This is a genomic window from Pseudomonas nitroreducens TX1, assembly GCF_000313755.1.
In the GTDB taxonomy this organism is placed as follows: domain Bacteria; phylum Pseudomonadota; class Gammaproteobacteria; order Pseudomonadales; family Pseudomonadaceae; genus Pseudomonas; species Pseudomonas nitroreducens_A.
Map to the genome: position 1 here is coordinate 22267 of NZ_AMZB01000108.1, position 22439 is coordinate 44705.

Here is a 22439-nt window from a genome sequence, read left to right on the forward strand (position 1 = left end):
CCAGGAGAGAAGCCATGAACAAAGCCAAACTTGCCCGACCCTTCGCCGCCGTGCTGCTGGCCTGGCTGTCCATCGGACTGATCCCGGCCCATGCCGCTGAGGCGACCAAACCGGTGCCGACCAACGAGAAGCCTCACGGCCAGAGCCCCGGCCAGGCACCGACGCCACCGGCTTCGCAGCAGAAGCAGAAGGATGAAGGCCGCACCGATGACAACAGCCAGGTGCAGTCCGAAGAAAGCCGGCAGAAGCAGAAGAGCCAGACCCGGGACAGCCAGGAAAAGGCCACGCCTTCGAACTGAAGCGGTGGGCAGGGCGGAACACGGGCAAAAAGAAGGCCCCGTCGGAAAGGGGCCTGAGGAAAAACTATCGGAGCCATCTCCACCCTACCAGCCTGAACGGATCCGCCAAGCAACTTGTCGATCTAGGCCGCTTCGGTGAGCGGCATATGGCCGAACCAGACGCCGCGCAGGCCTGTAGCGGGCCAGGGTCGCGAAGTCGCCTGCCGGCGCTGCTGCCGGGTACCCCAGCTTTCCGCGCCTTTTCCTGAACTCCGTGCGCTCCCGGACCTCTATCGATCAGGCATCCTCATTGCGGAGAACGCGCCATGACAGGCCAGCCACACCCATCCCCAGCCAAGTCCGTCATACCTGCCTCGCCTCGCGACAAGTCGCCCGACAGAGCCACCCCGCCGCGAGAGGTGACCATTACCGTTCCGGAGCTTCCCAGCCATGTCGACCCCGCATCCTGATGTCCCCGACAACGAGCCTGCCGGCAGGGAAGGCCAGAGTCCGCAGAGTTCCGACAAGACCGCCTCGGCCGAACCGCGCGAGCCCACCCGTGCGAGCGCCCAACCACCGAAGTCCGCGACGGACGACAACGGCGGCAAGAAGCACGGCATGAGCTTCTCGCGCTTCGCCCAGACCCTGTCGCAATGGTCCGGCCGCCCACTGACCTTCGCCCTGGCCTGCGGACTGCTGCTCATCTGGGCCGCGAGCGGTCCCTTGTTCCATTACAACGACACCTGGCAACTGGTGATCAATACCTCGACGACCATCATCACCTTCCTCATGGTGTTCCTCATCCAGAGCACACAGAACCGAGACACCGACGCGCTGCACATCAAGATCGACGAACTGCTGCGCACCACCAAGCGCGCCCACGACAGGTTGATGGGCCTGGACGAAATGGACAGCAAGGAACTGCAGAAGCTGCGCAAGACCTACGAAAAGATGGGTGAGGGATGTGCCGGGGACGGCACGCCCCAGGACGTCGCGCGGCGTGAGCAACAGGACCGGCCAGGCGATGGCGATACCTGAAACGCATCGGGCATTGTGCATCTGCCGGACTTTGCGCTTCGGGCATTTCGCTGATGTCATTGCGCGATCATGCGGCCTGCAGCCCGCCATTTTCGGGCATCCGGCTGGACCGCCAAGCCGGCGTGGAACTTGCTGTGCTCCCTGTCTCGACAGTGGGAGATACGCAACATGCAAACGCTGAACAACAAGATGGTCCTGGTGCTGGAAGAAACTCCCGAACAACTGCAGCGCCTGGAGGATCACCTGCTGGGGCAGGGGCACGCCGTGCTCAGTGCGCTGAGCGAAGAAGAAGCCATCGAGCACCTGGTATCGTCCTCGGTCATCGATCTGTTCCTGATCGATGAACAGCTGACCGGTCCCTTGAGCGGCGCCGCGTTGATCGAAGCCTGCCTGCCGCTGCGCCCGCGCATGCGCGTGCTGGTGCTGTCGCCCTGGGCAGAAGCGGAAGAGGAGGGTGCGCCCTATCCGGTACTGCCCAAATCCATCGAACTCGACAAGCTGGACGGCGCCATTCAGCGGACCCTGCGCAATCCGCCGGTGCAACCCTGGCTGCTGAACTAATCTGCCTTGCGAAAAGCGTCGCGATGACAGGCAAGCCTGCCGTCGCCACCCCTGCAGCGCTGAACGGGAGCAAGCATCCATGCACGCCTACCTGATCCATTACAGCCGCGACGGCCAGCCGATGAGCACCGTACTTCTCCAGGAAAGCCTGAACCGCGAGCAGGCCGAGCGCTTCTTGCGCGCACTGCACGGGCCTGTGGGACGTGATTCGCCAGCGGACATCCGCGTCAGCGAGGTGCTCTGCACGCATTGACCCGGTGCCATTCGTCGCGCCGATGGTGACTGCGCCGCCTGCCGGGACTCAGCAGAGTAGACCCGTCCGCCAGAAAGGAGCAGGCCATGGCCAAGCACATCATCCACTTCACCGGCCCGATCAACTCGTCCACCTGCGGCAATCTCATCGGTACCTGCACGCGGGCGCTGCAGCAGGGCGCCACGCACCTGCAACTGAACATCGTCACCATGGGCGGTGATTGTGCGTACGGTTTCAGCCTGTACAACTACCTGTTGTCGTTGCCGGTGCAAGTGGACACGCACAACCTCGGCACGGTCGAGTCCATGGGCAATATCCTGTTCCTGGCCGGGAAGCACCGCACGGCTTGCCCGCTGAGCAAGTTCCTGTTCCATCCCTTCCACTGGACCCTGCACGGATCAGTCGATCACGCCCGCATGATGGAGTACGCCGCGAGCCTCGAGCACGACCTGCGCCTGTACGACCAGATCGTCAGCCAGCACACCCGCGGCGCCCCCGAGCACCTGGACATCCCCCGTTGCCTGACGGGGCAGTCGAAGATCCTCGATCCGGAAGAGGCGCTGGCCTGTGGCCTGATCCACGCCATCGATGCCTTGCCGATCGACGATGCCGCCTGCCAGTGGAGCGTCCACGCCTGAGCGCCACCGGGGAAAAAATCCGAACCATTGCCGCCGAGGTCTTTCCACCGAGGGACATCAACCCAGAGGAGGACCCATCATGCGAGCACAATCCATGCAGGACCGCTCCGGCGAGCACGGTGCCATGACCGTGCGCGAGATCATGAGCCGCGAAGTCAGGACAATTTCTCCGGACACCACATTACAGGAGGCTGCCGTGTTGATGCGGCAGATCGATGTGGGCGCCTTGCTGGTCAACGAAGGCGACCAGCTCAGCGGCATCGTGACCGACCGCGACCTGGTGATACGCGCCCTGGCCGATGGGCTGGATGCGCGGACACCGGTGAGCGAAGTCATGAGCGGCGAGGTCTGCTACTGCTTCGATGACGAATCGGTCGACCACGTCGCCAGGAACATGGCGCAGATCGAAAAGCGCCGCCTGGCCGTGGTCAATCGAGAGAAACGCCTGGTAGGCATCGTTTCGCTGGCCAACGTGGCCAGCTGCAACGCCGACAAGGTCAGTGCCAACCTCCTGCGCGGGGTGGCGCGGGCGCACTGATGGACGTTGCCCGTCGAGCACTGCCGAGGTCCGTTCCTGCAGGAGCGGGCCTTGTCGGCGAAATCCAGCCGGCAAGTGTTCAGCGTCTGGCTGCCTGCGCGCTCTTTCGGCTCACACGACCCGCTTGCGCAGCCGGGCGATCAGCTTCTGCCGTTGCTCGGTGTCCGCTTCCCAGACCTTGCCGTCCAGCGCGTGGCAGATCAGCCAGATTTCTTCGTTGTTCAACATCACCGCACCGCCGCCGGACTCCGCGCGGCGCTTGCGGTAGGCGGCCTGTTTTTCCGCATTGGTCATCGCGCCTTCCTTGCGCGGCCGGCCCTTGCGTGTGGCCTCGAAGGCGTCGCGGGTCGCTCTGTCCTTGGCGTCTTTCACGTTGAGCTCCTCGGGCTTGGTAACGCGTTACGGTTGATTGTGCCTGGAAATGGCAACGCGTTACCAATATTTCACCATGGCCCGTGTGATGGGCCGAGTCGCCATTGGGCAACTGATTCGAACTCACACCCGCTTCCTGTTTTCAACACGGTCAGCGGCGTCTTCGGCGTCGCCCATTCCCTGCGCCAGACTGGCGCGTCAGCGGAGGTACACCATGAGCAGCAACCTGCAAGGCAAGAATGTCCTGATCATCACCGCCAACTCCGGCATCGAGCGCGACGAACTGCTCAAGCCGATGCAGGCGCTGAAAGAGCAGGGCGCGAGCGTCACCCACGCCAGCGTGAAAGGCGGCGAAGCGCAGACCTGGGTGAAGGACAGCGAGAAAGACGTGACGGTGAACACCGATACCCAGCTCAAGGGCCTGAAGGCCGGCGACTACGATTTGCTGGTGATACCCGGCGGCACGGTGAACGCCGACACCCTGCGCCAGGACGCCGATGCACAGCGCCTGGTGAAGGAATTCCGCGATGCTGGCAAGCCGGTCGCGGCCATCTGCCATGGCCCCTGGCTGCTGATCGATGCCGGCGTCACCGACGGAAAATCGCTGACCTCCTACGCCAGCGTGCGCACCGATCTGGTGAATTCCGGCGCCGATTGGGTGGACGCCCAGGTGCAGGTCTGCCCGGCCCAGGGCTGGACGTTGATCACCTCGCGCAACCCCGGCGACCTGCCAGCTTTCAATGAAGCCATCGGCAAGGCTTTGCAGGCGGCCTGAGGCATGGCCAAGCGAGCTTCGGCGCTGCGTATCGCCACCTTCAACGTCAATGGCATCCAGACGCGCCTGGCCGGGCTGCTCGCCTGGCTTGAGCGCGAGGCACCGGATGTCGTGTGCCTCCAGGAACTCAAGGCACCCGACAGTCGATTCCCCGTGCAGGCGTTGGAAGCGGCCGGATACGGGGCGATCTGGCAGGGCCAGACCTCCTGGAACGGCGTAGCCATCCTTGCCCGCGGTGCGCAACCGCTGGAGGTGCGCCGCGGCCTGCCGGGCAACGAGGCGGACAGCCAAAGCCGCTACCTCGAAGCGGCCGTGCACGGCGTGCTGGTGGGCTGCCTTTATCTACCCAACGGAAACCCGCAGCCGGGCCCGAAGTTCGACTACAAGCTGGACTGGTTCGAGCACCTCATCCGCCATGCCGCCGACCTCATGGACAGCGGGCACCCGATAGTGCTCGCCGGGGACTTCAACGTGGTGCCGACCGACTTCGACATCTATGACACCCGCTCCTGGAAGAAGGACGCCTTGTTGCAGCCCGAGTCCCGCGAATGCTACGCCCGGCTGCTGCAGCAGGGCTGGACGGACGCACTGCGACAGCGCTATCGCGAGGAGCGCATCTACACCTTCTGGGACTACTTCCGTAACCATTGGCAGCGCAACGCCGGGTTGCGCATCGATCACCTGCTGCTCAGCCGCAGCCTGGCGGACAGCCTTCTGGATGCGGGAGTGGACACCTGGGTGCGCGGGGAGGAGCACGCCAGCGACCACGCGCCGACCTGGGTGAGTTTGCGGCGACCCAGTGCCAAGGGCGGATAGGGGCAAACCCTGGGGGCGACGGTTGGAGGGGAGCGGCGTGAGGCGGAGTCAATCGTGGATGAATCCGCTTCTGCACCGGGCATGCCGACCCGCAGGGCTGCCCTTCGCCCCCGGAGAGTCCGTCTCTGCCGATCTCAGTGCGGCGCGCCGATCATCGAGGCGGAGTCGGTGAGCGCCAGGGCGCGACGCAAGGTCAGCGCCAACGACGCAACCGCCGTCACGCTGGCCCAGTGCTCAGGCTGGATGCGCGCGGCGGCGAGAATGATTTCCCCGGTGTCCAGCGCCGCGAGACGCACCGAGAGCGTGGCGTCGCGCTCCAGCGTGCACTCGCAATCCAGATGTGCGAAGCAGGCTTCCAGTACGTCTTTGGCCAGGATGAATTCCTGCATGATTGCCCCCTTGTTGTCGGTGCTTGTCGGGCACGCTTGGGTAAACCATTCAGGGAGCAATCAGCAGGCCAACCCTGCGCGCCGGCGCAAGCGGCATGGCACCGTGCAGCACGCTCGGAATCTGCAAGGTGGCCCCCCGCACGCATTGCAGTTTGCACAGGCTTGCCGCCTGGCCTGCCGCTCGTCCAATGACGCTGAACGTGCCGCCGCGTTGCGCTAGATTTTTTCCGCCCGGACAAGGGTCAGCCGCCCCGTCCACCGGGGGCGACACCGCAGGGAGTGAGCCAGAGGCAAGGCCGGATCGTGAGTGAAGACAATTCTCAGCTGATGGAAGCGGCGGTCTCCGCTTTCCTGAGTCTCGTGCCCGCATTGGCCGAGGAAATCGAGCGCAGCGTGCCCCTCGGCGCCACGGCGGCAGAACACGCTCTTCACCGGCAGCAGAAAGGCTGGGCAGAGCTGTGCCATTCGGCCCAGCGCACCGGAATCGCCCCACTGGAGTTCGCCCGCCAGGTGATCCGGCTTGGCGAGGAGCAACGACGAATGCGGCATTGATGAGCCCGATGGGTAGGCGTTGCGGACAACCCTTGCGGAGGCTCCGCTCCTGCCGGCGGAAGGCCATGCCGATGCCCGGCGTCAACTGCAGGAACCACTGTCTTTCTCTGAAAGTTCCGTTCCTCTGCCTTCGGCGCGCGGCGCGATGTTGAGGCAGGCGGGCCATGCCCGGGAATCGCCGACAGGCGACAGCCGAATGTCACGCCATCAGGCGAAATCCGCCAGGTATTGCGCCAGCGTGCGCGCGCAGGCAGAAATGCCGTCGGCCAGCACCATCTCGTAGCCGTGGGTGTTCTCCGTTGGGATGCCCAGGCAACCGGTCTGCGGGGAGATGCCGCTGGCCAGTACGGCACTGGCGTCGGAGGCGAAGTCCAGCAGCAGTGCGTATTGCGGCTGGTAGCCGCTGCGCACCCCGGCGCGATACAGCTGCTCGGCCACCGAGCGGGTGTAATAGGCCTTCTGGTCGCCGGTATTGATCACCGGGTCGACGCTCAATTGCGTCGCGTACTCCGGCAGTACCGGGGCGACCTCGATGGCGAGCGTCACGTCGCCGGGCAGAACCCTGGCGGCATACATGGCGCCGGAATTGGATTCCTCCTCCATGGTGGTGAAGACGAAATACACGTCGCAACCCAGCTCATGCCGGCGCGCCGCGAGCAGCGCGGCGCATTCGATGCAGGCGGCCACCGGCGCACGGTCATCGAGGAAGTGCGCGGCGATGGCATCGCCGACGCGCCAAGGCTGGCGCCAATGCCGGGACAACACCACCCGTGTCCCCGGCCGCACTCCGGCTTCGCGCAGCTGGTCCTTGCTCAGGCGCGTCACCACGTGCACGTCCGCCCATTGCACCGCGCCGCTTTGCACATCCTTGCCCTGGGGCGACTCGCGGGTGACGTGCATCGAACCAAACGACAGCACCCCCGGCAGCGCGCCAGCCTCTGCGAGAATGTCTACCGGGCAGACGCCGAAGTTGACCGGGTTCGCGCCGCCCAACGCCACCACCCGCAACCCTCCATCCGCCTCGACACGCTTGACGATCATGGCAATTTCATCCAGATGCGCCATGACTTTCACCGCCGGGCCATTGTCCGGCGCGCCCTTGATCAGGCCGATGAGGTTGCCGGCGGGATCGGTCCAGACGCGGTCGCAGGATTTCACCAGCTCTCCATGGCAGACAGCGCGCACCTCGTCTTCCTGCCCGCCAGGGCCGCGGGCGAACAGCAGCTCATCGAGCAGGCGGTTGCCACTGCCGGGCGGGGTGGGATGAACAGCTTCCATCGGCGTTACTCCTGTCAGTGATGCTGAGCGGAGGACTCGCCGGGCGGCGCCGAGGTTCAACCGATCGGCCGGGCGAGCCGACCGAGCTTTTCAGATGGAACCGCTCGGCGGCCACGCCAGTCAGTGCTTGGAGCAGAGCCATGAATCGGAGGCGCCATGCAGCAGGAGTCGTTGGCCAAGCGGTACCGCGTCCACTTTGTGAGGAACGGCCAGGCATTCGAATTCCATACCGACGACCCCGTGATGAGCGAAGCCCGCGCCTGGTTCCACGTGGCCCGCCACTTGCGCATCCCGGTCAACGACCTGCAAGGCTTCCAGCTGCTCTACCACACCATCCGCCGTCACGTGGAGGCGCATAACGTGCGCGACGTGAGCTTCGAGGAGGCGGCCGGCTGATTCACTTCGGCCGCGGGGCCTGGAGCCGCGCGCCGGGACGGGACAGCCTGTCCTCGCGCAGATCGCGTACGGCCATGGCCAGCGCGCGGGCGGCATTGCGCACTTCTTCCTGTACCGCCGTATCCGAGTCCAGTTCATCGTGGCTGGTGGCATACGGGCGATAGTAGCCGACGTAGCGATCCAGGCGCGCGATGGCGCCGGCATCCACCAGGCCCATCCAGTCCAGCCAGTCCGAAAGTGCATGGCGCACACCCTCGATACCGGCCACGTCGCCGTGCACCACCACGCCATAAGCGCGCCCCGCCAGGTGTTTGGGATAGGGCCAGCCGTCCAGTTCGATGCGCTTGGCCTGGGCCGCATCCTTGCCGTGGGTGCTGGTCGGGTCGGGGTTGCCGCCGTCCGCGCAGACCAGGCGGTCGATCATCAGCTTCAGTGGGCTGGGGGACTGGTACCAGTACACCGGTGTAATCAGCAGCACGCCATCGGCCGCGACCCAGCGCGGGTAGATGGCGTTCATCACGTCGCCCACCTGGTCCAGCGAGTGGTTGGGGTAGCAACTGCACGGCCAGTGGCAGAGCGGCATGGCAGTGGATACGCAGGCCTTGCAGGGAAAGATGCGCTGACCGTATTCGGAGGTGAGCAGGCTGAGGTCGAGCAGATCCGCCTCGATACCCGCCAGGCGCAGTTCGACCTCCGCCAGGCGCGCCATGCGCCAGCTCTTGGACAGCTCGCCGGGGCAACTGCCGTCATTGCGCGCCGAACCGGTGACCACCAGCACGCGCGGCGGCAGGGTGCGCGCCAGGCGTTGCCGCTCGGCGGCATGGATCGCCTGGCGCGCCTCGAGCCAGTCCAGCGCCAGTTCGTACTCCGGGTCGGCGTAGCCAGGCCCGGCCCTGCGCTTGAGTGGCGCCTTGCGGCTGTCCTGGTAGGCCTCCCAGGCGATGCGTTCGATGCGCTGCAGGGCGGCGTCCTCGGCGCGGTAGGCGGGGTCCTTGAAGCGTTCGCGAAAACGCGCGGAGAAGGTCGCGCGGTCGATCTTCTCCGGCGCCTCGCCGTGGCGCGGGCGGATGTTCATCACGTCTCCTTCGGGCAGCGGGATCACTGCCGTAGCGGTCCATGCTGTTGCGAAAAGCGCAGCACCGCCGAGTTCAAAGATTTGCCCCGGCGGTGACGCACAGGACCTTCGGGCAGGGCGGCTGAACCTTGCTGGCCGCCCCCAGTCAGCCGAAGACGACGGGTGTCGGAGGACCTCATGCAAGCCGCGCATTCGACCGGATACCTGATGTATTTCCTGCTGCCGCTCTGGTTGGTTGCAGGCTTTGCCGACTGGCTGTGCCACCGCCGGACGGCCATTGCCCATACCAGTGGCACCGGCGAATCGGCGCTGCACCTGTTGATGCTGCTGGAGGTTGGCGTGCCGCTGCAGGCTGCCCTGTTCCTGCAGATCAATGCCGGGCTGATCCTGCTGATGCTGGCCTGCTTCCTCGCCCATGAACTGACGGCCTTGTGGGATGTGAGCATGGCCGTGCAACGGCGTCGGGTTTCGCCCTTCGAGCAGCACGTGCACAGCTTCCTGGAGCTGATCCCGTTCATGGCCATCAGCGTCGTGTGCCTGCTGCACTGGGATCAGGCCAGCGCGTTGCTGCCCGGCAACTGGGAGCGCGCGGAATTCGCCCTGCGCCGCAAGGAACCGGCGCTGCCTGACGTTTACGTGGCCAGCATCATCGTCGCCACCTTGCTGTTCGCGGTCCTGCCGTACCTGGAGGAACTGCTGCGTTGCCACCGCGCAGCACGGCATCATCAGCCATCGCACCTGGAGGAACATCGACCATGAACTCGCACCCATCCGACACCGGTCGCTTGCAAGGCGCCGAGCGCGCCCTGTCGATCGGCGCCAGCCTGGTCCTGACCGCTGCGGTGTTGCAACGGCGGGTTGCGCTGCCCTGGATAGCAGCCGGTGTCCTGTTCGGCCTGCGCGGCGCCTACGGGCATTGCCATGCCAAAGCGCTGTTGCGCGAGCCGGGGCGGGAGTTGCACCAGGTCGCCGCACGCCTGCACGCCCTGGCCGCGCGAATCGAGCAGATGAGCCAGCGATTCGAGCCTGCCAGGCCCGCCGCGGACAATCCGCTGGCCCCGGAGAGAGATCAACTCAAACGCTACGAGGAATGACGAGCATGCCGGTTACCCGGGCGCGACCGGCGAGTTCGCCCGTCGGCAAGGTCGAACTCCCTGTGCGCCGGCGGCTCCACGCTGATGTAACCATCGCAGGAGATTGCCCATGAACCCGCAGAACGATTCGCCCCGCCAGGGCACCGAGGCCGGCCGCCAGAACATTCCCGGCGAGTTGCATCCAGAATGGGAAAAGGACGGCGACCGCGCCGACCAGCCGCCCAGCGAAGAACCCGAGGTCTCTCCCAGTGACCCGGACATCGCCGGGATCGGAGAAGAGAACCGTCCCGGCTGATGCCCGCGCCACAGCCGCCCGGCCTTGCGCCGGGCGGCTCGCTCAGGGGCGCAGGATGACCTTGCGGCAATCCTCCAGCTTGCGGTTGAAGATGTCGTAGCCCTGGGCGGCTTCGTCCAGCGTCATGCGGTGGGTGATGATTTCCTCGGGGCGCAGGCTGCCCTCGTTGATCGCCTCCAGCAGTTTTGGCAGCAAGGGTTGTACATGGGTCTGGCCCATCCTGAAGGTGAGCCCCTTGTCGAACGCATCGCCGAACAAAAAGCCGTGGATGAAGCCGGCATACACACCCGGCACGCTGACCGTGCCGCCACGTCGCACCGCCGCGATGCACTGGCGCAGCGCCTTGCCGCTGCTGGTCTCGACCTTCAGCGCGGTAAGGACCGTCTCGGTCGTGCTGCCCTTGGCCTCGAAGCCCACGGCATCTATCACCGCGTCGACCCCGCGATGCCCGGGCGTCTGCGAGATGATGGTCGCCGCCGGGTCGTCATCGATGTCGAAGTTGATGGCAATGGCGCCGTAGGTCTGCTCGGCGAAATGCAGCCGGTAGGCGTGGTGATCGACCATGAAGATCCGCTCGGCGCCCAGCATCCGCGCACAGGCGGCAGCCATCAGCCCGACCGGGCCCGCGCCGTAGATCGCCACGCTGCTGCCGGGGCCGACGCCGGCATTGATCACCGCCTGGTAGCCGGTGGGCAGGATGTCGGTGAGGAACAGCACGCGTTCATCGTCGAGGATGTCCGGCACCACGAAGGGCCCGGCATTGGCCTTGGGCACCCGCACATATTCCGCCTGGCCGCCGGGCACGCCGCCGTAGAGGTGGCTGTAGCCGAACAACGCCGCGCCGGGTGGAATCTGCTTCTTGTTGAGGATCGCGCCGCGCCCGTCGTTGGTGGTTTCGCAGGCCGCGTGCAGGTTCATCTGACAGAAGAAGCACTGCCCGCAGGCGATGACGAAGGGGATGATGACCCTGTCGCCCGGCTGCACGGCGGTGACGCCGCTGCCGACTTCCTCGACTATGCCCATGAACTCGTGGCCGAGGATGTCGCCGCTTTCCACCCTGGGGATCTTGCCGCGGTAGAGGTGCAGGTCCGAGCCGCAGATCGCGGTGGCGGTGACCTTGAGAATGATGTCGTCCGCTTCCTTGAGGACCGGGTCGGGTACATTGTCGACGCGTACGTCGTGGCTGCCGTGGTAGGTCAGTGCTCGCATGAAAGTCTCCTGTCGCAGGCGACTGGGGAGTGCGCCTGCTCGGTGGGGAGGCGCGGGGCGCCCGGAGGAGGGACGTGCGGCCTGACATCGCAGCGCGCCCATGACTGCTGTGAACCACGGCCGGGACAGCTGTTCAGATTTCTTCCCCGGCGGCGAGTCCGCTGGCAGCCGGGCTAGCTGATCTGCACCCACAGCGAGAACAGCGCCATGAGTCCCCAGAAGCCAGCGAACAGGAAGGGCGTGCGCCGCGAGAACAACAGTGACTTGTCGAAGCTAGCCCGGTCGGATTCCCGCTCGCTGAACAAGGGTGATTCGTCGTAGGCGCGGCCCATCTTCGGCTCGCTGCGCAGCAGTTGTGTCTGCTTGAAATGCCAGTGGTGGATGATGTCGGACGAAGCCTGGATGCCCGGCCAGGCATGCAGCGAGTTGACCAGCCCCAGCAGGGCCAGCAGGCCGGGAATCACCAGGGTGAACACCTCGCCCCAGGCCGGATTCAGGTTGGCCATGGACGAGGCATAGGCGATGACCAGGAACGACTGCGCGGTGAGGTAGGCGTTGGTCCGGCTGGACAGCATGCCCATCTCGTAGTGGATCTCGCGCCGGTAGAAATCCAGCCGCTCCTTGGGCGTGCCGAACATGTGGATGTTGTCGGGCTCCGGCTCTTCGCCTGGAGCGGTGATCAGCCGCGACACCGATAGGCTCCCTTGTTGTCATGGGTGGGATTGAGGTTTTCGCCCTGGCGTCAGGGAATGATCCCCACGGGGCTGACGATATGCCCGCTGGCAGGTTCCCTGCGGACCTTGCGCACCGCGTCGGCGTCGATGGGCGGCGCACCGTTGCCCCAGCTGTTGCGCACGAAGTTGGTCAGGTCGGCGACCTGCTGGTCATCCAGGCGCCAGCCGAAGGGTGGCATGGTCAGGCTTGACGGCGCATGCTGCATGCCCGGCAACTTGCTGCCGCGCAGGATGATGTTGACGACCGAGGTGGCGTCGGCGTCCTGCAGGACCGGGTTGCCGGCCAGCGCCGGGAAGGCATTCTTGTAGCCCTGGCCGTCGGTGCGATGGCAGGCGGCACAGTTGTCGATGTAAGCCGCCGCGCCGGGCTGGCTGTCATCGCCTTTCCAAAGTGCCTTGGCGACCGCGTCATCATACTGGTAGGGGCCCAGATTCGGCTCGCGGGGCGGCAGGGCGGCCAGGTACCTGGCGATGGCGCGCAGGTCGCTTTCGCTCAGGTGCTGGGTGCTGTGCCGGATGACCTCGGTCATCCCGCCGAAGACGGCGGTACGCTGGTTTCGCCCGCTGCGCAGGAAGGCCACCAGCTCATCCTCGCTCCAACTGCCCAGGCCGTGGCGGTTATCGCTGCGCAGGTTGCCCGCAACCCAGCCTTCGAGCGGCGCGCCACCGGCGAGGAAGGCCTCGCCGCGCGCATCCAGCGCCTTTTCCTGCAGGGTGATGGCGCGCGGCGTATGGCATGCGCCGCAGTGGCCGAGCACTTCCACCAGGTACGCACCGCGCGCCTTAACGTCGTCCTGGCTGTCGCCGGGGCGGAAGTCTGCCACCTCCGGGGCGAACATCCAGCGCCACATCGCCAACGGCCAGCGCATGGACAGCGGCCAGGGAATCTCGCTGTCGCGGTTGGCCTGCTTGACCGCCGGCACACCCTGCATGAAGTAGGCGTAGAGCGCCTGCATGTCGTCGTCGGTGATGCGTGCGTAGGAAGGGAAGGGCATGGCGGGGTACAGCGATCCGCTGCGCTTGCCCACGCCATGGCGAACGGCCTGGTCGAAATCCTCGAAGCTGTAGTCACCGATGCCGGTGTCACGGTCCGGCGTGATGTTGGTGGAGTAGATCGCGCCGATCGGCGTCTGCATCGTCAGGCCGCCGGCGAACGGTTTGCCGTCGGGCGCCGTGTGGCAGGCGACGCAGTCGGCCGCGCGGGCCAGGTATGCGCCCCGTCGTACCGGTTCTGCGCGGGAATCGGTTTCGGCTTGTGCGAGGTTCGCGGCGATCAGCAGCAGGAGTACCAGCGGCCCTTTCATGTCGGTCTCCTGTCCTAGGCCTGCACCAGCGGGCCGGGGTTCTTCAGGTACTGCTCGCGGATTGCCCGTGCCGACCAGTAGGTGAGGGCGGCCACCAACCCGGTGGGGTTGTAGCCCAGGCCCTGGGGAAAGGCCGACGCGCCGACCACGAAGACGTTGGGCACGTCCCAGCTCTGCAGGTAGCGGTTGAGCGCACTGGTGCGCGGCGACTCGCCCATGATCACGCCGCCGTTCAGGTGGGTGGTCTGGTAGGCCGTGGTGTTGAAGTGGTCGCCCGGCTTCTTGCCGATGATCATCAGTTGCCTGGGATCCATCGCTTTGGCGATGGCCTGCATCTTCTCCACCATGAACTGGTTCATGCGGATGTCGTTCTCCTGCCAGTCGAAGGTCATGCGCAGTAGCGGCATGCCGAAGGCGTCGCGGTAAGTCGGGTCGAGGTCCAGGTAATTGCCACGGTAGGACTGGTGCGCGCCGTGGGAGTCCATGGACAGGTGGTGGGTGTAGGAGGTCGCGGCGGCGGCCTTCCACGCCGTGCCCCAGCCAGGCGTGCCCGGCGGCACGGTGATGCCGGAGATGGGCTTGGTGCCGGCCTGGTTGACCCAGAAGGGGGAGCCGCCGACGAAACCGTGGGGGCCGTGGTCGAAGTTGTCGGCGTTGAAATCGTCCACGCCGACGCCCGCGCCGCCTGCTCCGACGAAGGGATTGGTGAAGGTATCGGTATCGAAGAAGGCCTTGATGGTGGCCATGTTCTGGTAGGCGAAGTTCTTGCCGATCACCCCTTCGCCGGTGCGCGGGTCGTAGGGCTTGCCGATGCCCGAGAGCAGCATCAGGCGCACGTTGTGCAACTGGAAGGCGCCGACTATCACCAGGTCCGCTGCCTGCACCGTCTCCGCGCCCTGGGCGTCGATGTAGGTCACGCCGGTGGCGCGGCGCTTGCTGGCATCGAGATTGACCTTGAGCACATGGGAATTGGGCCGCAGCTCGAAGTTCGGCACCTGGCGCAGCGCCGGCAGGATATTCAGGTTCGGCGAGGCCTTGGAGTACATGTAGCAGACGTAGCCGCTGCAGAAGCCGCAGAAGTTGCACGGGCCCATCTGCGCGCCGTAGGGGTTGACGTAGGGCCCGCTGGTGTTGGCCGACGGCAGGTCGTAGGGGTGGTAACCGACCTCGCTGGCGGCCTTGTCGAACAGCTGTGCGGAGAAGGTGCGCTTCTGCGCCGGCAGCGGGAAGTGGTCGGATCGGTCGGCCGCGAAACGGTTGCCGCCCTTGCCCTCGCCGATGACCTCGCCCTTCACCGACCAGGGACTGCCGGACGTGCCGAAGACCTTCTCGGCAAAATCGAAGTACGGCTCCAGTTCGTCATAGCTGACGCCGAAATCCTGGATGGTCATGCCCTCGGGAATGAAAGCCTTGCCGTAGCGCTCCTCGTAATGGCTGCGCAGGCGCAGCTCTACCGGGTCGACGCGAAAGTGCACGCCGGACCAGTGCAGCCCCGCGCCACCAACGCCGTTGCCGGGCAGGAACACGCCCAGTTGCCGGTAGGGCAGCGCGGTGTCGTTGACCGTGTGGCGCACGGTGAGGGTTTCCTTGGCAAGGTTCTGGAACAGCTTCTTGCGGATGCTGTAGGTGAGTTCGTCGATCACCTGGGGGTAGGAGCCGTCCGGGTAGCTGTCCTGCATCGGCCCGCGCTCCAGGGCGACCACGTTGAGCCCGGCCTCGGTCAGTTCCTTGGCCATGATGGCGCCTGTCCAGCCGAAGCCGACTATCACCACGTCGGCCTTCTTCATCGTCTTCGCCATGCTCAACCCCTCCGGCCGTCAAGGGATACGGGCGGATAGGCATAGCGCTCGCCGCGCTCGATCCAGTCCATGAAGTCGGCGCGGGCGCCGGGGAAGCCCACCAGCTTCCAGCCGACCATGCCGCGATTGCCGCCGTGTACCGGGTCGCAGAAGAAGCCTTCGCGGGTCAGTTGCAGCAGGGCGGAGAAGAACGCCGAAGCGGGCACGCCCTCGAAATCCACCTTGCCCGACTCGATCTCGCGCAGTAACGCTTCCTGCTCCTGGGTCTTGAGCGAGGCGAAAGCCCGGCCGTGCCGCGATTGCGCCAGCGCGTCGCTCTGGCCGATGCCCTGGCGCACCAGTTGCTGGAGGTTCAGGCGCAGCTGGTAACCCATGCTGGCGGGCGCCTGCTCATCGAACGGGCCCTGCATGTACCACTGCTCCCCTGCGGCGTAGGGCGTCTGCATTTGCCGGTCGATGTACTCCGGCACACCCGCTTCCAGCGCACCGGGGCCGAGCTGGTCGGCGGGGATCAGGCGCGCCACGGCGGCCTGCAGGAAGCTCCACTCCGGCGGCGAGAAAAACGTCGGCTTGTAGTCCGGCGCGCTGTCGCCGGCGGCGAGCAACGGCACGCTGGTACCCAGGGAGACCACCGGGATGAGCGTCAGCGAATGACGCAGAAAGGCACGGCGGCCCTGATCAGGAAGATCGGACATGCTGAAAAAACCTCCGCAGGCGTACAGATGGCGGCAACGGCCGGCATACAGGTGCGAAGGATTGTGGTGGGGGAAAGTTCAGCGAGTTCGATGAACGGGCACGGCCGCAATGCTTGCCGTACGGCACTCGGGATTCGGCGTGCGGATCGAGCGGGCAACGTTCGCGCCCGTGAAGCGCCGCCAGCCTCCATGCACCAGGGCGCAACAGCGGCGCAAAAAAATGCCCTCGCAAGCGAGGGCAGGAGACATGGAGAAGACGCCACCTTCAACCTAGCAGGTTGGCGGGCACAGCGAAGGATCGTCCTGTGCTAGGCCGCTGCGCTGCGCGGCATATGCCGATGCCAGGGCAACGCAGCGCGCCGGGCTCGGCCAACCCGAGCCCCTCGTCAATTGTCCTGAACCAATGCACATAGCCTTGCTCCCAGCCGAATACGCCCTGGCGACCTGGCCGCTGCGCGAGCGCGGCCGGCAGGCGGCTCCCGCAACCCGAGAGGCTTCGCGATGAACCTGGAATCATTGGACCTGGCGCGGCTGCAGTTCGCCTTCACCGTGTCCTTTCATATTCTTTTTCCGGCCATCACCATTGGCCTGGCGAGCTATCTCGCCGTGCTCGAAGGCCTCTGGCTGCGCACCAAGGAAGAGGTCTACCGCGACCTCTATCACTTCTGGTCGAAGATATTCGCCGTCAACTTCGGCATGGGCGTAGTGTCCGGCCTGGTCATGGCCTACCAGTTCGGCACCAACTGGAGCGGGTTCTCGGCCTTCGCCGGGAGCATCACCGGGCCGCTGCTGACCTACGAAGTGCTCACCGCGTTCTTCCTCGAAGCGGGTTTCCTCGGCGTGATGCTCTTCGGCTGGCACAAGGTCGGGCCGGGATTGCACTTCTTCGCCACGATCATGGTCGCCGTCGGCACGCTGGTCTCGACCTTCTGGATTCTCGCCTCCAACAGCTGGATGCACACGCCCCAAGGCCACGAGATAGTCGACGGCCGGGTGGTCCCGGCGGACTGGCTGGCGGTGATCTTCAACCCCTCGTTCCCGTATCGCCTGGTACACATGAGCATCGCCGCATTTCTCGCCACGGCCTTCTTCGTCGGGGCCTCGGGCGCCTGGCACCTGCTGCGGGGACGCAACACACCGGCAATGCGCAAGATGTTTTCCATGGCCATGTGGATGGCTTTGCTGGTGGCCCCGGTGCAGGCCCTGGTGGGGGACGCCCACGGCCTCAATACCCTGGAGCACCAGCCGGCGAAGATCGCGGCCATCGAAGGCCACTGGGACAACACTGAGGGCGGGCCGAGCCCGCTGATCCTGATCGGCTGGCCGGACATGCAGCGCGAGGAAACCCGCTTCAAGGTCGAGCTGCCCGTACTCGGCAGTCTCATCCTGCGGCACAGCACCCGTGAGCCGATCCCGGCGCTGAAGGACTTTCCGCGGGAGGACCGGCCCAACTCGACGGTGATCTTCTGGACCTTCCGCCTGATGGTCGGCCTGGGCTTGCTGATGATCTTCGTTGGGTTGTGCAGCCTGTGGCTGCGCTGGCGCGGCCGGCTGTTCGACAGCCGGCCCTTCCTGCACCTGGTGCTGTGGATGGGGCCGTCGGGCCTGGTGGCGCTGCTGGCCGGCTGGGTCACCACCGAGATGGGGCGACAACCCTGGGTGGTGTACGGGCTGATGCGCACCAGCGAAGGCGTATCGGCCCATGGCGCAGCCCAACTGGGCTTCACCTTGGCGATGTTCGTGGCCGTGTACTTCGCCGTGTTCGGGGTCGGCTTCGCCTACCTGTTGCGCCTGGTGCGCAAGGGCCCGCAGGCCGCCGAGGGCCAGACGCCCAGCGCTGGCGGGGCAGGGCAGCAGAGGACGCCAGCGCGGCCGCTGTCCGCCGCCGGCAACCCCGGCGACGCTTCCTAAGACATTCCACACGAACAGCACAGGAGCTGAACCATGGGCATTGACCTTCCGCTGATCTGGGCGGTGATCATTATCTTCAGCGTGATGATGTACGTGGTCATGGACGGCTTCGACCTGGGCATCGGCATCCTCTATCCGTTCTTCCCCGACCGCGCCGACCGCGATGTGATGATGAACACCGTGGCGCCGGTGTGGGACGGCAACGAAACCTGGCTGGTGCTCGGCGGCGCGGGATTGTTCGGCGCCTTTCCGCTGGCTTATTCGGTGGTGTTGCCGGCGCTGTACCTGCCGCTGGTCCTGATGCTGGTGGGGTTGATCTTCCGCGGCGTGGCCTTCGAATTCCGCTTCAAGGCGAGGGAGGAAAAACGCCACCTCTGGGACAAGTCCTTCATCGTCGGCTCGTTGCTGGCGACCTTCTGCCAGGGCATGGTGCTGGGCACCTTCATCGACGGGCTCGAGGTGCGCGACGGGCGCTTTGCCGGCAGCGCCTTCGAATGGCTGGCGCCATTCCCGGTCTTCTGCGGGCTGGGCCTGGTGGTCGCCTACAGCCTGCTGGGCTGCACCTGGCTGATCCTCAAGACCGAGGGCAGGTTGCAGGCGCGCATGCATGAACTGGCGCGGCCGCTGGCTCTGGTGCTGCTGGCGGTGATCGGCATCGTCAGCCTGTGGACGCCCCTGACCCATCCGGCGATCGCCAGCCGCTGGTTCAGCCTGCCGAACGTCTTCCTGCTGTCGCCGGTGCCGTTGCTGGTGCTGCTGTGTTTCTGGATGCTGCTGCGCTCGGTGGCCCGTGACGATAATGCCAGGCCCTTCGTCCTGACCCTGGCGCTGATCTTCCTCGGTTACGCCGGATTGGGCATCAGCATCTGGCCGCACATCGTGCCGCCTTCGGTGACTATCCGGGACGCCGCCGCGCCACCCCAGAGCCAGGGCTTCATGCTGGTCGGCGCGCTGTTCATCATCCCGTTCATCCTGGGGTACACGGCGTGGAGCTACTACGTGTTCCGCGGCAAGACGACCGTGGAGAGTGGCTATCACTGAGCTTCCTGCCGCCAGGGCGCATGACGCTGGCGCCTCATGCGCCCTGGGGGCTGGAAGCGCAGGCCCGCGAAACTAATCGGCGCGGTCCTGCTCTTCATTCCCCGACAGCAGGTTGCCGTGCCCCAGCCCGACCTCCCGGTTCGGCGAAACGCCGAACCGGCTCCAGATGCGCTCGTGGAAATAGAACGCAACGGTATTGCAGGCCGGCTCCACCAGGGCGATGAGCCCTCCGGTGAGGATCGAGCCGGTCAGCAGGTAGGCCACGCAAAAGGCAATGGAGAAGTGCAGCACGGCGAAGGTGCAGGTCTTGAGCAACGGCGCCGGCTTATCGGATGAACTGCAACACGCCGTGAACAGGCGTGAATTCATCGCTTGGCCTCGTCCGCATCAGCGTGGTCGCGCGCCAGGAAGGCACGGGTGATTTCCGGCAGGTGCTCGCGCAGCCAGTCGGCCATCGCCACTTCCTGCGGCAGGATTTCCTTCAGTGCCGCTTCCGTGGCGCTGTCGCCGACTTCCTGGGCGGCGGTAATCAACACGGTGTAGGCCGCGATCTCCATGTTCTCGAAGACGTAGCCACTCATGGCGCCCTTGACCACTTCGTCGCTCACGGTCATGCCGCCCATCGCCTGGCCGAAAGCCATGAGCTTGCCGCCGATGTCCTTGAGCGTGGACGGACTGCTGCCCAGGCGTTCCAGACAACCCTCGAGCAGACGCTGCTGGCCGCGGGTCTCCTCCAGGTGCTGCTGGATGCGGGTCTTGAGCTGCGGATAGTTCTCCAGCCGGCCGGCCTGGGCCTCGAGCATTTTCTCGGCCTGTTGTTCCATGGCGTGGGCGTCGCGCAGCCAGTCCAGCAGGTTGTCTTTTTTGCTTGTCATGGCGAGGTCTCCTCGGTTGGGTTGTGTCCCTGTGAACCACCCCAAGCCTCGCTGTTCAGTTTTCTTCGCCGGGCGGTAAGACAGCGAAACGGCAAGCGCAGCGTGCATTTGCGAGACGTTGTGAATTATCGGCCAAAGGGTTTCTCCACCTTTCGGGCCTCGGAAAAGGTGCCGTTTCGCCTGGCGACGGACGCTGACGTGCACAACAAGCGACACCCATATACGGTCAGGGTGGCAGCACCCGCATCCGCGCCAGATGCCTGGCCGTCAGGACCAGTCCGGCACAGCGCAACGCCAGTTCGACGTTTCGCGGCCGCTGCGCCGCACCATGCTGCATCTCGTTTAGCGGAAGCCGACGCGACCGCCTCGCCGTGGCGCGCGGCGATCAGTCCGGCTCGGGAATGATCGAGATCTTGCCGTTCTTCTCCAGGATGGCGAAACGGATCTGCTCCATGCGTTCCAGCCCCTGTGACTGCCGCGCCTCCAGCAGCACGTCCTCCTCGCGCAGGCGCGCTTCCAGCAGGCGCTCCTTCAGCGGCCGGCCGTACTCCACGATCAAGGTGGGCGTGCCCTCGATCATCCGGTCGATGAACGGGTGGCGCAGTTTGAGCAGCGAGAACAGCACGTCCATCACTACCAGGGTGATGATCACCAGCAGCGCGTTGGTAGTGGAAAAATCCTCGCCGAGCATTGCCTGCTGGGTGGCCTCGCTGATGATCATCAGCAGGAGCAGGTCGAAGGTGCTGACGTCCGCCAGGGCGCGCTTGCCCACCAGGCGGAACAGGATGACCAGGAACAGGTAGAGGGTGACGGCGCGCAGGACCGAATCCATGACGTTTCCTCCGGTGGCTCAGGGGTAGACGAACTGGCGCAACGGCAGTTGCTCGCCGGCATATTCGAGGCGGTGGGAGAGCAGTCCGGCGCGGGTGGCCAGCAGTGCCAGGTAGAGATGCAGTTCGCCGCGCTCATCGAGTTGCCCTTGCAGTTCCATGCCGCCTTGCCAGCTGCGCGCCGGCAACGGAGGTTGCATGCTCTGCAGGTCATGGGCGGCAAGCAGGTCGCCCCCCAGGCGCAGCCGCGCCGGCTGGTTCGCGTCGCCGCGCAGGGTGATGTGCAATCGACTGCTCGAGCCCAGGCGCTCGAATCGCTCGTACTCCACCTCCAGGCGCCCGTTGGCACTGGCTGCTCGCGCGCTGCTCAACGGGCCGCTGGAAAACACCCCGGTCAGCGCCAGCAGCACGATGCCGATCAGCACGACCAGCGAAATGCGCTCCAGCCTCCAGGCGCGGCGCTGGTTTTCCATGCGCTCGGGCACCGGATACTCCCGCTGGCTGAAATCCGTGTTGTTCTTCTGCTGCTCACCCATGGCCTGGCTCTCGCATTGCCGTTACTGCTTGCGACCGGCACCGGCGCGCTTTGGTGCCGACGATTTTCCCTGCCGCTTCGTTCGGGCGAATTGCATCGGCTTTTGCCGGCGTTCGGGCGTTCTGCCACTGCCGCGGCGCCCCGGCGCTGGCCGAGAGGCGCGCTGGCCGGGTCTGCGGGCGTTTTTTCCGGTTGGGCCTGAAAGTTGCTGCAGCCTCCTGAACACCAAGGAGGCGGCGATGAGCCTGCGAGAAGCATCGATCCTGATTCTGGAAGAAATGGCCGACGAACTCTGGCGCATCGAGCAGTACCTGCTCGATCAAGGGCATGCCGTGCTGGGCGCCTCGTCCCTGCAAGCGGCGTTGGAGCACCTGAACTCCGGTGCGGTGATCGACCTGTTCCTGCTCGACGAACAACTGGCCGAACCCTGCACCGCGCTGGCTCTGGTCGAAGCCTGCCTGCCAAGGCGGCCACGGATGCGCGTGCTGGGATTGTCGTCCTCCGAATCGCGGGTCGGTGCCGACGACGCGCCGTACCCGGTCCTGCTCAAACCCATACGCCTGGACGAACTGGAGCGGGCCATCGAAGGCGCCCTGTGCCGCCCGGCCATCACGCCCTGGCAGGAGTGCTGAACATGTTCGAAGCCGATCTGCGTGAAGCCGGCCAGCGGGTGGTGGACTACCTGCGCAGCCGGCGCCTGCGCCTGCTGACCGCCGAGTCCTGCACCGGCGGCCACATCGCCGCCGTGCTATCCGCCGTGCCTGGCAGCGCCGAGGTGATGGAAGGCGGCCTGGTGGTCTATTCACCCAGCGCCAAGCGCGAGCTGCTGGGGGTTGAAGCCATGTGGCTGGAGGATTTCAACCTGACCAGCGTCGAAGTCGCCGGCGCCATGGCGGAGGCCGCGCTGCGCTACGAGGAGGTCAACGCCGTGCTGTCGGTCACCGGCCTCTTGGGCGAGGAGGGCAAGGACGGCATTGCGCCGGGCACGGTGTGCCTGGGCTGGGGTTTCCGCATGCCCGACGGCGTGGCGCTGTTCACCCGGCGCATGCGCTTTACCGGCGACCCCGAATGGATGCGTCGGCAGACCATCCGCCACGCCCTGGAACTGATACCCGAATTCCACCGCAGGGCGTTGCTCGGCGAAAGACGCTGAGGCGC

General features: G+C 65.7%; 30 protein-coding genes. 17 read left to right on the forward strand and 13 right to left on the reverse strand.

The window, feature by feature from the left end; genetic code table 11:
* The first annotated feature begins 14 nt into the window (after positions 1 to 14).
* The 6 genes from C167_RS0113030 (at position 15) to C167_RS0113055 (ending at position 3306) form a co-directional block, all read left to right on the forward strand.
* Entirely contained in the window at positions 15 to 299 is a 285-nt protein-coding gene (locus C167_RS0113030; protein WP_017518725.1) for a hypothetical protein, read from the forward strand.
* A 597-nt stretch (positions 300 to 896) separates the two neighbouring features.
* A complete protein-coding gene (locus C167_RS0113035; RefSeq protein WP_026079005.1) occupies positions 897 to 1316 on the forward strand; it encodes a low affinity iron permease family protein in 420 nt (139 codons plus the stop codon).
* Between the two features lie 168 nt (positions 1317 to 1484).
* A complete protein-coding gene (locus tag C167_RS0113040) occupies positions 1485 to 1877 on the forward strand; it encodes a response regulator (protein WP_017518727.1) in 393 nt (130 codons plus the stop codon).
* Between the two features lie 79 nt (positions 1878 to 1956).
* Positions 1957 to 2130, forward strand: coding sequence for a hypothetical protein (locus C167_RS34100; protein ID WP_017518728.1), 174 nt, complete (start codon positions 1957 to 1959; stop codon positions 2128 to 2130).
* 86 nt (positions 2131 to 2216) lie between these two features.
* Entirely contained in the window at positions 2217 to 2768 is a 552-nt protein-coding gene (locus C167_RS0113050; RefSeq protein ID WP_017518729.1) for an ATP-dependent Clp protease proteolytic subunit, read from the forward strand.
* Positions 2769 to 2892: 124 nt separating this feature from the next.
* Positions 2893 to 3306, forward strand: coding sequence for a CBS domain-containing protein (locus tag C167_RS0113055; protein WP_026079006.1), 414 nt, complete (start codon positions 2893 to 2895; stop codon positions 3304 to 3306).
* Positions 3307 to 3417: 111 nt separating this feature from the next.
* On the opposite strand, the gene C167_RS0113060 is transcribed toward C167_RS0113055, so the two are convergent.
* Positions 3418 to 3678 carry a hypothetical protein gene (locus tag C167_RS0113060; protein WP_017518731.1) on the reverse strand — a complete coding sequence of 87 codons (261 nt, stop codon included), beginning with the start codon at positions 3676 to 3678 and terminating at the stop codon, positions 3418 to 3420.
* Positions 3679 to 3892: 214 nt separating this feature from the next.
* On the opposite strand from C167_RS0113060, the gene C167_RS0113065 reads away from it, so the two are divergent.
* Entirely contained in the window at positions 3893 to 4453 is a 561-nt protein-coding gene (locus tag C167_RS0113065; RefSeq protein ID WP_017518732.1) for a type 1 glutamine amidotransferase domain-containing protein, read from the forward strand.
* Between the two features lie 3 nt (positions 4454 to 4456).
* Positions 4457 to 5269 carry an exodeoxyribonuclease III gene (gene xth / locus C167_RS0113070; protein ID WP_017518733.1) on the forward strand — a complete coding sequence of 271 codons (813 nt, stop codon included), beginning with the start codon at positions 4457 to 4459 and terminating at the stop codon, positions 5267 to 5269.
* Between the two features lie 134 nt (positions 5270 to 5403).
* On the opposite strand, the gene C167_RS0113075 is transcribed toward xth, so the two are convergent.
* Positions 5404 to 5658, reverse strand: a complete 255-nt coding sequence (locus C167_RS0113075; RefSeq protein WP_017518734.1) for a DUF1652 domain-containing protein — start codon at positions 5656 to 5658, stop codon at positions 5404 to 5406.
* Positions 5659 to 5961: 303 nt separating this feature from the next.
* Here C167_RS0113075 and C167_RS0113080 point away from each other — a divergent pair, with 303 nt between their 5' ends.
* Entirely contained in the window at positions 5962 to 6210 is a 249-nt protein-coding gene (locus C167_RS0113080; protein WP_157791836.1) for a hypothetical protein, read from the forward strand.
* Between the two features lie 207 nt (positions 6211 to 6417).
* On the opposite strand, the gene C167_RS0113085 is transcribed toward C167_RS0113080, so the two are convergent.
* Positions 6418 to 7488, reverse strand: a complete 1071-nt coding sequence (locus C167_RS0113085) for a M28 family peptidase (protein ID WP_017518736.1) — start codon at positions 7486 to 7488, stop codon at positions 6418 to 6420.
* 243 nt (positions 7489 to 7731) lie between these two features.
* Here C167_RS0113085 and C167_RS34480 point away from each other — a divergent pair, with 243 nt between their 5' ends.
* Entirely contained in the window at positions 7732 to 7884 is a 153-nt protein-coding gene (locus tag C167_RS34480) for a hypothetical protein (protein WP_157791837.1), read from the forward strand.
* Position 7885: 1 nt separating this feature from the next.
* On the opposite strand, the gene C167_RS0113095 is transcribed toward C167_RS34480, so the two are convergent.
* On the reverse strand, positions 7886 to 8959 hold the full coding sequence (locus C167_RS0113095; protein ID WP_017518738.1) for a flavodoxin family protein: 1074 nt from the start codon (positions 8957 to 8959) through the stop codon (positions 7886 to 7888).
* 177 nt (positions 8960 to 9136) lie between these two features.
* Between C167_RS0113095 and C167_RS0113100 the strand changes: the two genes are divergently transcribed.
* The 3 genes from C167_RS0113100 to C167_RS0113110 all read left to right on the forward strand — a co-directional run bounded on the left by C167_RS0113100 (position 9137) and on the right by C167_RS0113110 (position 10348).
* Positions 9137 to 9718, forward strand: a complete 582-nt coding sequence (locus C167_RS0113100) for a hypothetical protein (RefSeq protein ID WP_017518739.1) — start codon at positions 9137 to 9139, stop codon at positions 9716 to 9718.
* The gene (locus tag C167_RS0113105) at positions 9715 to 10053 is read left to right on the forward strand and encodes a DUF2892 domain-containing protein (protein ID WP_017518740.1); all 339 of its coding nucleotides are present in this window, start codon (positions 9715 to 9717) and stop codon (positions 10051 to 10053) included. Before C167_RS0113100 ends, C167_RS0113105 begins: the two co-directional genes overlap by 4 nt.
* Before the next feature lie 109 nt (positions 10054 to 10162).
* Positions 10163 to 10348 carry a hypothetical protein gene (locus C167_RS0113110; RefSeq protein ID WP_017518741.1) on the forward strand — a complete coding sequence of 62 codons (186 nt, stop codon included), beginning with the start codon at positions 10163 to 10165 and terminating at the stop codon, positions 10346 to 10348.
* A gap of 42 nt (positions 10349 to 10390) precedes the next feature.
* Here C167_RS0113110 and C167_RS0113115 read toward each other — a convergent pair whose 3' ends face one another.
* The 5 genes from C167_RS0113115 to C167_RS0113135 form a co-directional block, all read right to left on the reverse strand.
* Entirely contained in the window at positions 10391 to 11557 is a 1167-nt protein-coding gene (locus C167_RS0113115; RefSeq protein WP_017518742.1) for a zinc-dependent alcohol dehydrogenase, read from the reverse strand.
* Between the two features lie 173 nt (positions 11558 to 11730).
* Positions 11731 to 12249, reverse strand: a complete 519-nt coding sequence (locus C167_RS0113120) for a hypothetical protein (RefSeq protein WP_017518743.1) — start codon at positions 12247 to 12249, stop codon at positions 11731 to 11733.
* 50 nt (positions 12250 to 12299) lie between these two features.
* Positions 12300 to 13595 carry a cytochrome c gene (locus C167_RS0113125; RefSeq protein ID WP_017518744.1) on the reverse strand — a complete coding sequence of 432 codons (1296 nt, stop codon included), beginning with the start codon at positions 13593 to 13595 and terminating at the stop codon, positions 12300 to 12302.
* A 14-nt stretch (positions 13596 to 13609) separates the two neighbouring features.
* Positions 13610 to 15394, reverse strand: a complete 1785-nt coding sequence (locus tag C167_RS0113130; RefSeq protein ID WP_017518745.1) for a GMC family oxidoreductase — start codon at positions 15392 to 15394, stop codon at positions 13610 to 13612.
* A gap of 2 nt (positions 15395 to 15396) precedes the next feature.
* On the reverse strand, positions 15397 to 16089 hold the full coding sequence (locus C167_RS0113135; protein WP_017518746.1) for a gluconate 2-dehydrogenase subunit 3 family protein: 693 nt from the start codon (positions 16087 to 16089) through the stop codon (positions 15397 to 15399).
* A 501-nt stretch (positions 16090 to 16590) separates the two neighbouring features.
* On the opposite strand from C167_RS0113135, the gene C167_RS0113140 reads away from it, so the two are divergent.
* Positions 16591 to 18000, forward strand: a complete 1410-nt coding sequence (locus tag C167_RS0113140; protein ID WP_017518747.1) for a cytochrome ubiquinol oxidase subunit I — start codon at positions 16591 to 16593, stop codon at positions 17998 to 18000.
* A 33-nt stretch (positions 18001 to 18033) separates the two neighbouring features.
* Positions 18034 to 19041: a cytochrome d ubiquinol oxidase subunit II gene (gene cydB, locus C167_RS0113145; protein WP_017518748.1), complete on the forward strand. Its 1008-nt coding sequence runs from the start codon at positions 18034 to 18036 to the stop codon at positions 19039 to 19041.
* Between the two features lie 72 nt (positions 19042 to 19113).
* On the opposite strand, the gene C167_RS0113150 is transcribed toward cydB, so the two are convergent.
* The 4 genes from C167_RS0113150 to C167_RS0113165 form a co-directional block, all read right to left on the reverse strand.
* Positions 19114 to 19410, reverse strand: a complete 297-nt coding sequence (locus C167_RS0113150; RefSeq protein WP_017518749.1) for a DUF2061 domain-containing protein — start codon at positions 19408 to 19410, stop codon at positions 19114 to 19116.
* A complete protein-coding gene (locus C167_RS0113155) occupies positions 19407 to 19916 on the reverse strand; it encodes a ferritin-like domain-containing protein (RefSeq protein WP_017518750.1) in 510 nt (169 codons plus the stop codon). The genes C167_RS0113150 and C167_RS0113155 overlap by 4 nt, the downstream gene beginning before the upstream one ends.
* Positions 19917 to 20301: 385 nt before the next feature.
* Positions 20302 to 20748 (reverse strand): DUF421 domain-containing protein, encoded by a 447-nt coding sequence (locus C167_RS0113160; RefSeq protein ID WP_017518751.1) that lies wholly within the window; start codon positions 20746 to 20748, stop codon positions 20302 to 20304.
* An 18-nt stretch (positions 20749 to 20766) separates the two neighbouring features.
* The gene (locus C167_RS0113165; RefSeq protein WP_017518752.1) at positions 20767 to 21282 is read right to left on the reverse strand and encodes a hypothetical protein; all 516 of its coding nucleotides are present in this window, start codon (positions 21280 to 21282) and stop codon (positions 20767 to 20769) included.
* 238 nt (positions 21283 to 21520) lie between these two features.
* Here C167_RS0113165 and C167_RS0113170 point away from each other — a divergent pair, with 238 nt between their 5' ends.
* Positions 21521 to 21913: a response regulator gene (locus C167_RS0113170; protein WP_017518753.1), complete on the forward strand. Its 393-nt coding sequence runs from the start codon at positions 21521 to 21523 to the stop codon at positions 21911 to 21913.
* A gap of 2 nt (positions 21914 to 21915) precedes the next feature.
* Positions 21916 to 22434: a CinA family protein gene (locus C167_RS0113175; RefSeq protein ID WP_017518754.1), complete on the forward strand. Its 519-nt coding sequence runs from the start codon at positions 21916 to 21918 to the stop codon at positions 22432 to 22434.
* Positions 22435 to 22439: the final 5 nt, after the last annotated feature.

Bases quoted from the DNA above. Each gene is read 5' to 3' on its own strand.
- cydB (WP_017518748.1), top strand. From the start codon at position 18,034: ATGGGCATTGACCTTCCGCTGATCTGGGCGGTGATCATTATCTTCAGC.
- C167_RS0113075 (WP_017518734.1), bottom strand. From the start codon at position 5,658: ATGCAGGAATTCATCCTGGCCAAAGACGTACTGGAAGCCTGCTTCGCA.
- C167_RS0113135 (WP_017518746.1), bottom strand. From the start codon at position 16,089: ATGTCCGATCTTCCTGATCAGGGCCGCCGTGCCTTTCTGCGTCATTCG.
- C167_RS0113065 (WP_017518732.1), top strand. From the start codon at position 3,893: ATGAGCAGCAACCTGCAAGGCAAGAATGTCCTGATCATCACCGCCAAC.
- C167_RS0113050 (WP_017518729.1), top strand. From the start codon at position 2,217: ATGGCCAAGCACATCATCCACTTCACCGGCCCGATCAACTCGTCCACC.
- C167_RS0113105 (WP_017518740.1), top strand. From the start codon at position 9,715: ATGAACTCGCACCCATCCGACACCGGTCGCTTGCAAGGCGCCGAGCGC.
- C167_RS34100 (WP_017518728.1), top strand. From the start codon at position 1,957: ATGCACGCCTACCTGATCCATTACAGCCGCGACGGCCAGCCGATGAGC.
- C167_RS0113140 (WP_017518747.1), top strand. From the start codon at position 16,591: ATGAACCTGGAATCATTGGACCTGGCGCGGCTGCAGTTCGCCTTCACC.
- C167_RS0113165 (WP_017518752.1), bottom strand. From the start codon at position 21,282: ATGGGTGAGCAGCAGAAGAACAACACGGATTTCAGCCAGCGGGAGTAT.
- C167_RS0113040 (WP_017518727.1), top strand. From the start codon at position 1,485: ATGCAAACGCTGAACAACAAGATGGTCCTGGTGCTGGAAGAAACTCCC.
- C167_RS0113095 (WP_017518738.1), bottom strand. From the start codon at position 8,959: ATGAACATCCGCCCGCGCCACGGCGAGGCGCCGGAGAAGATCGACCGC.
- C167_RS0113110 (WP_017518741.1), top strand. From the start codon at position 10,163: ATGAACCCGCAGAACGATTCGCCCCGCCAGGGCACCGAGGCCGGCCGC.
- C167_RS0113150 (WP_017518749.1), bottom strand. From the start codon at position 19,410: ATGAATTCACGCCTGTTCACGGCGTGTTGCAGTTCATCCGATAAGCCG.
- C167_RS34480 (WP_157791837.1), top strand. From the start codon at position 7,732: ATGAGCGAAGCCCGCGCCTGGTTCCACGTGGCCCGCCACTTGCGCATC.
- C167_RS0113175 (WP_017518754.1), top strand. From the start codon at position 21,916: ATGTTCGAAGCCGATCTGCGTGAAGCCGGCCAGCGGGTGGTGGACTAC.
- C167_RS0113055 (WP_026079006.1), top strand. From the start codon at position 2,893: ATGACCGTGCGCGAGATCATGAGCCGCGAAGTCAGGACAATTTCTCCG.
- C167_RS0113160 (WP_017518751.1), bottom strand. From the start codon at position 20,748: ATGGATTCGGTCCTGCGCGCCGTCACCCTCTACCTGTTCCTGGTCATC.
- xth (WP_017518733.1), top strand. From the start codon at position 4,457: ATGGCCAAGCGAGCTTCGGCGCTGCGTATCGCCACCTTCAACGTCAAT.
- C167_RS0113035 (WP_026079005.1), top strand. From the start codon at position 897: ATGAGCTTCTCGCGCTTCGCCCAGACCCTGTCGCAATGGTCCGGCCGC.
- C167_RS0113100 (WP_017518739.1), top strand. From the start codon at position 9,137: ATGCAAGCCGCGCATTCGACCGGATACCTGATGTATTTCCTGCTGCCG.
- C167_RS0113125 (WP_017518744.1), bottom strand. From the start codon at position 13,595: ATGAAAGGGCCGCTGGTACTCCTGCTGCTGATCGCCGCGAACCTCGCA.
- C167_RS0113155 (WP_017518750.1), bottom strand. From the start codon at position 19,916: ATGACAAGCAAAAAAGACAACCTGCTGGACTGGCTGCGCGACGCCCAC.
- C167_RS0113085 (WP_017518736.1), bottom strand. From the start codon at position 7,488: ATGGAAGCTGTTCATCCCACCCCGCCCGGCAGTGGCAACCGCCTGCTC.
- C167_RS0113130 (WP_017518745.1), bottom strand. From the start codon at position 15,394: ATGGCGAAGACGATGAAGAAGGCCGACGTGGTGATAGTCGGCTTCGGC.
- C167_RS0113115 (WP_017518742.1), bottom strand. From the start codon at position 11,557: ATGCGAGCACTGACCTACCACGGCAGCCACGACGTACGCGTCGACAAT.
- C167_RS0113030 (WP_017518725.1), top strand. From the start codon at position 15: ATGAACAAAGCCAAACTTGCCCGACCCTTCGCCGCCGTGCTGCTGGCC.
- C167_RS0113170 (WP_017518753.1), top strand. From the start codon at position 21,521: ATGAGCCTGCGAGAAGCATCGATCCTGATTCTGGAAGAAATGGCCGAC.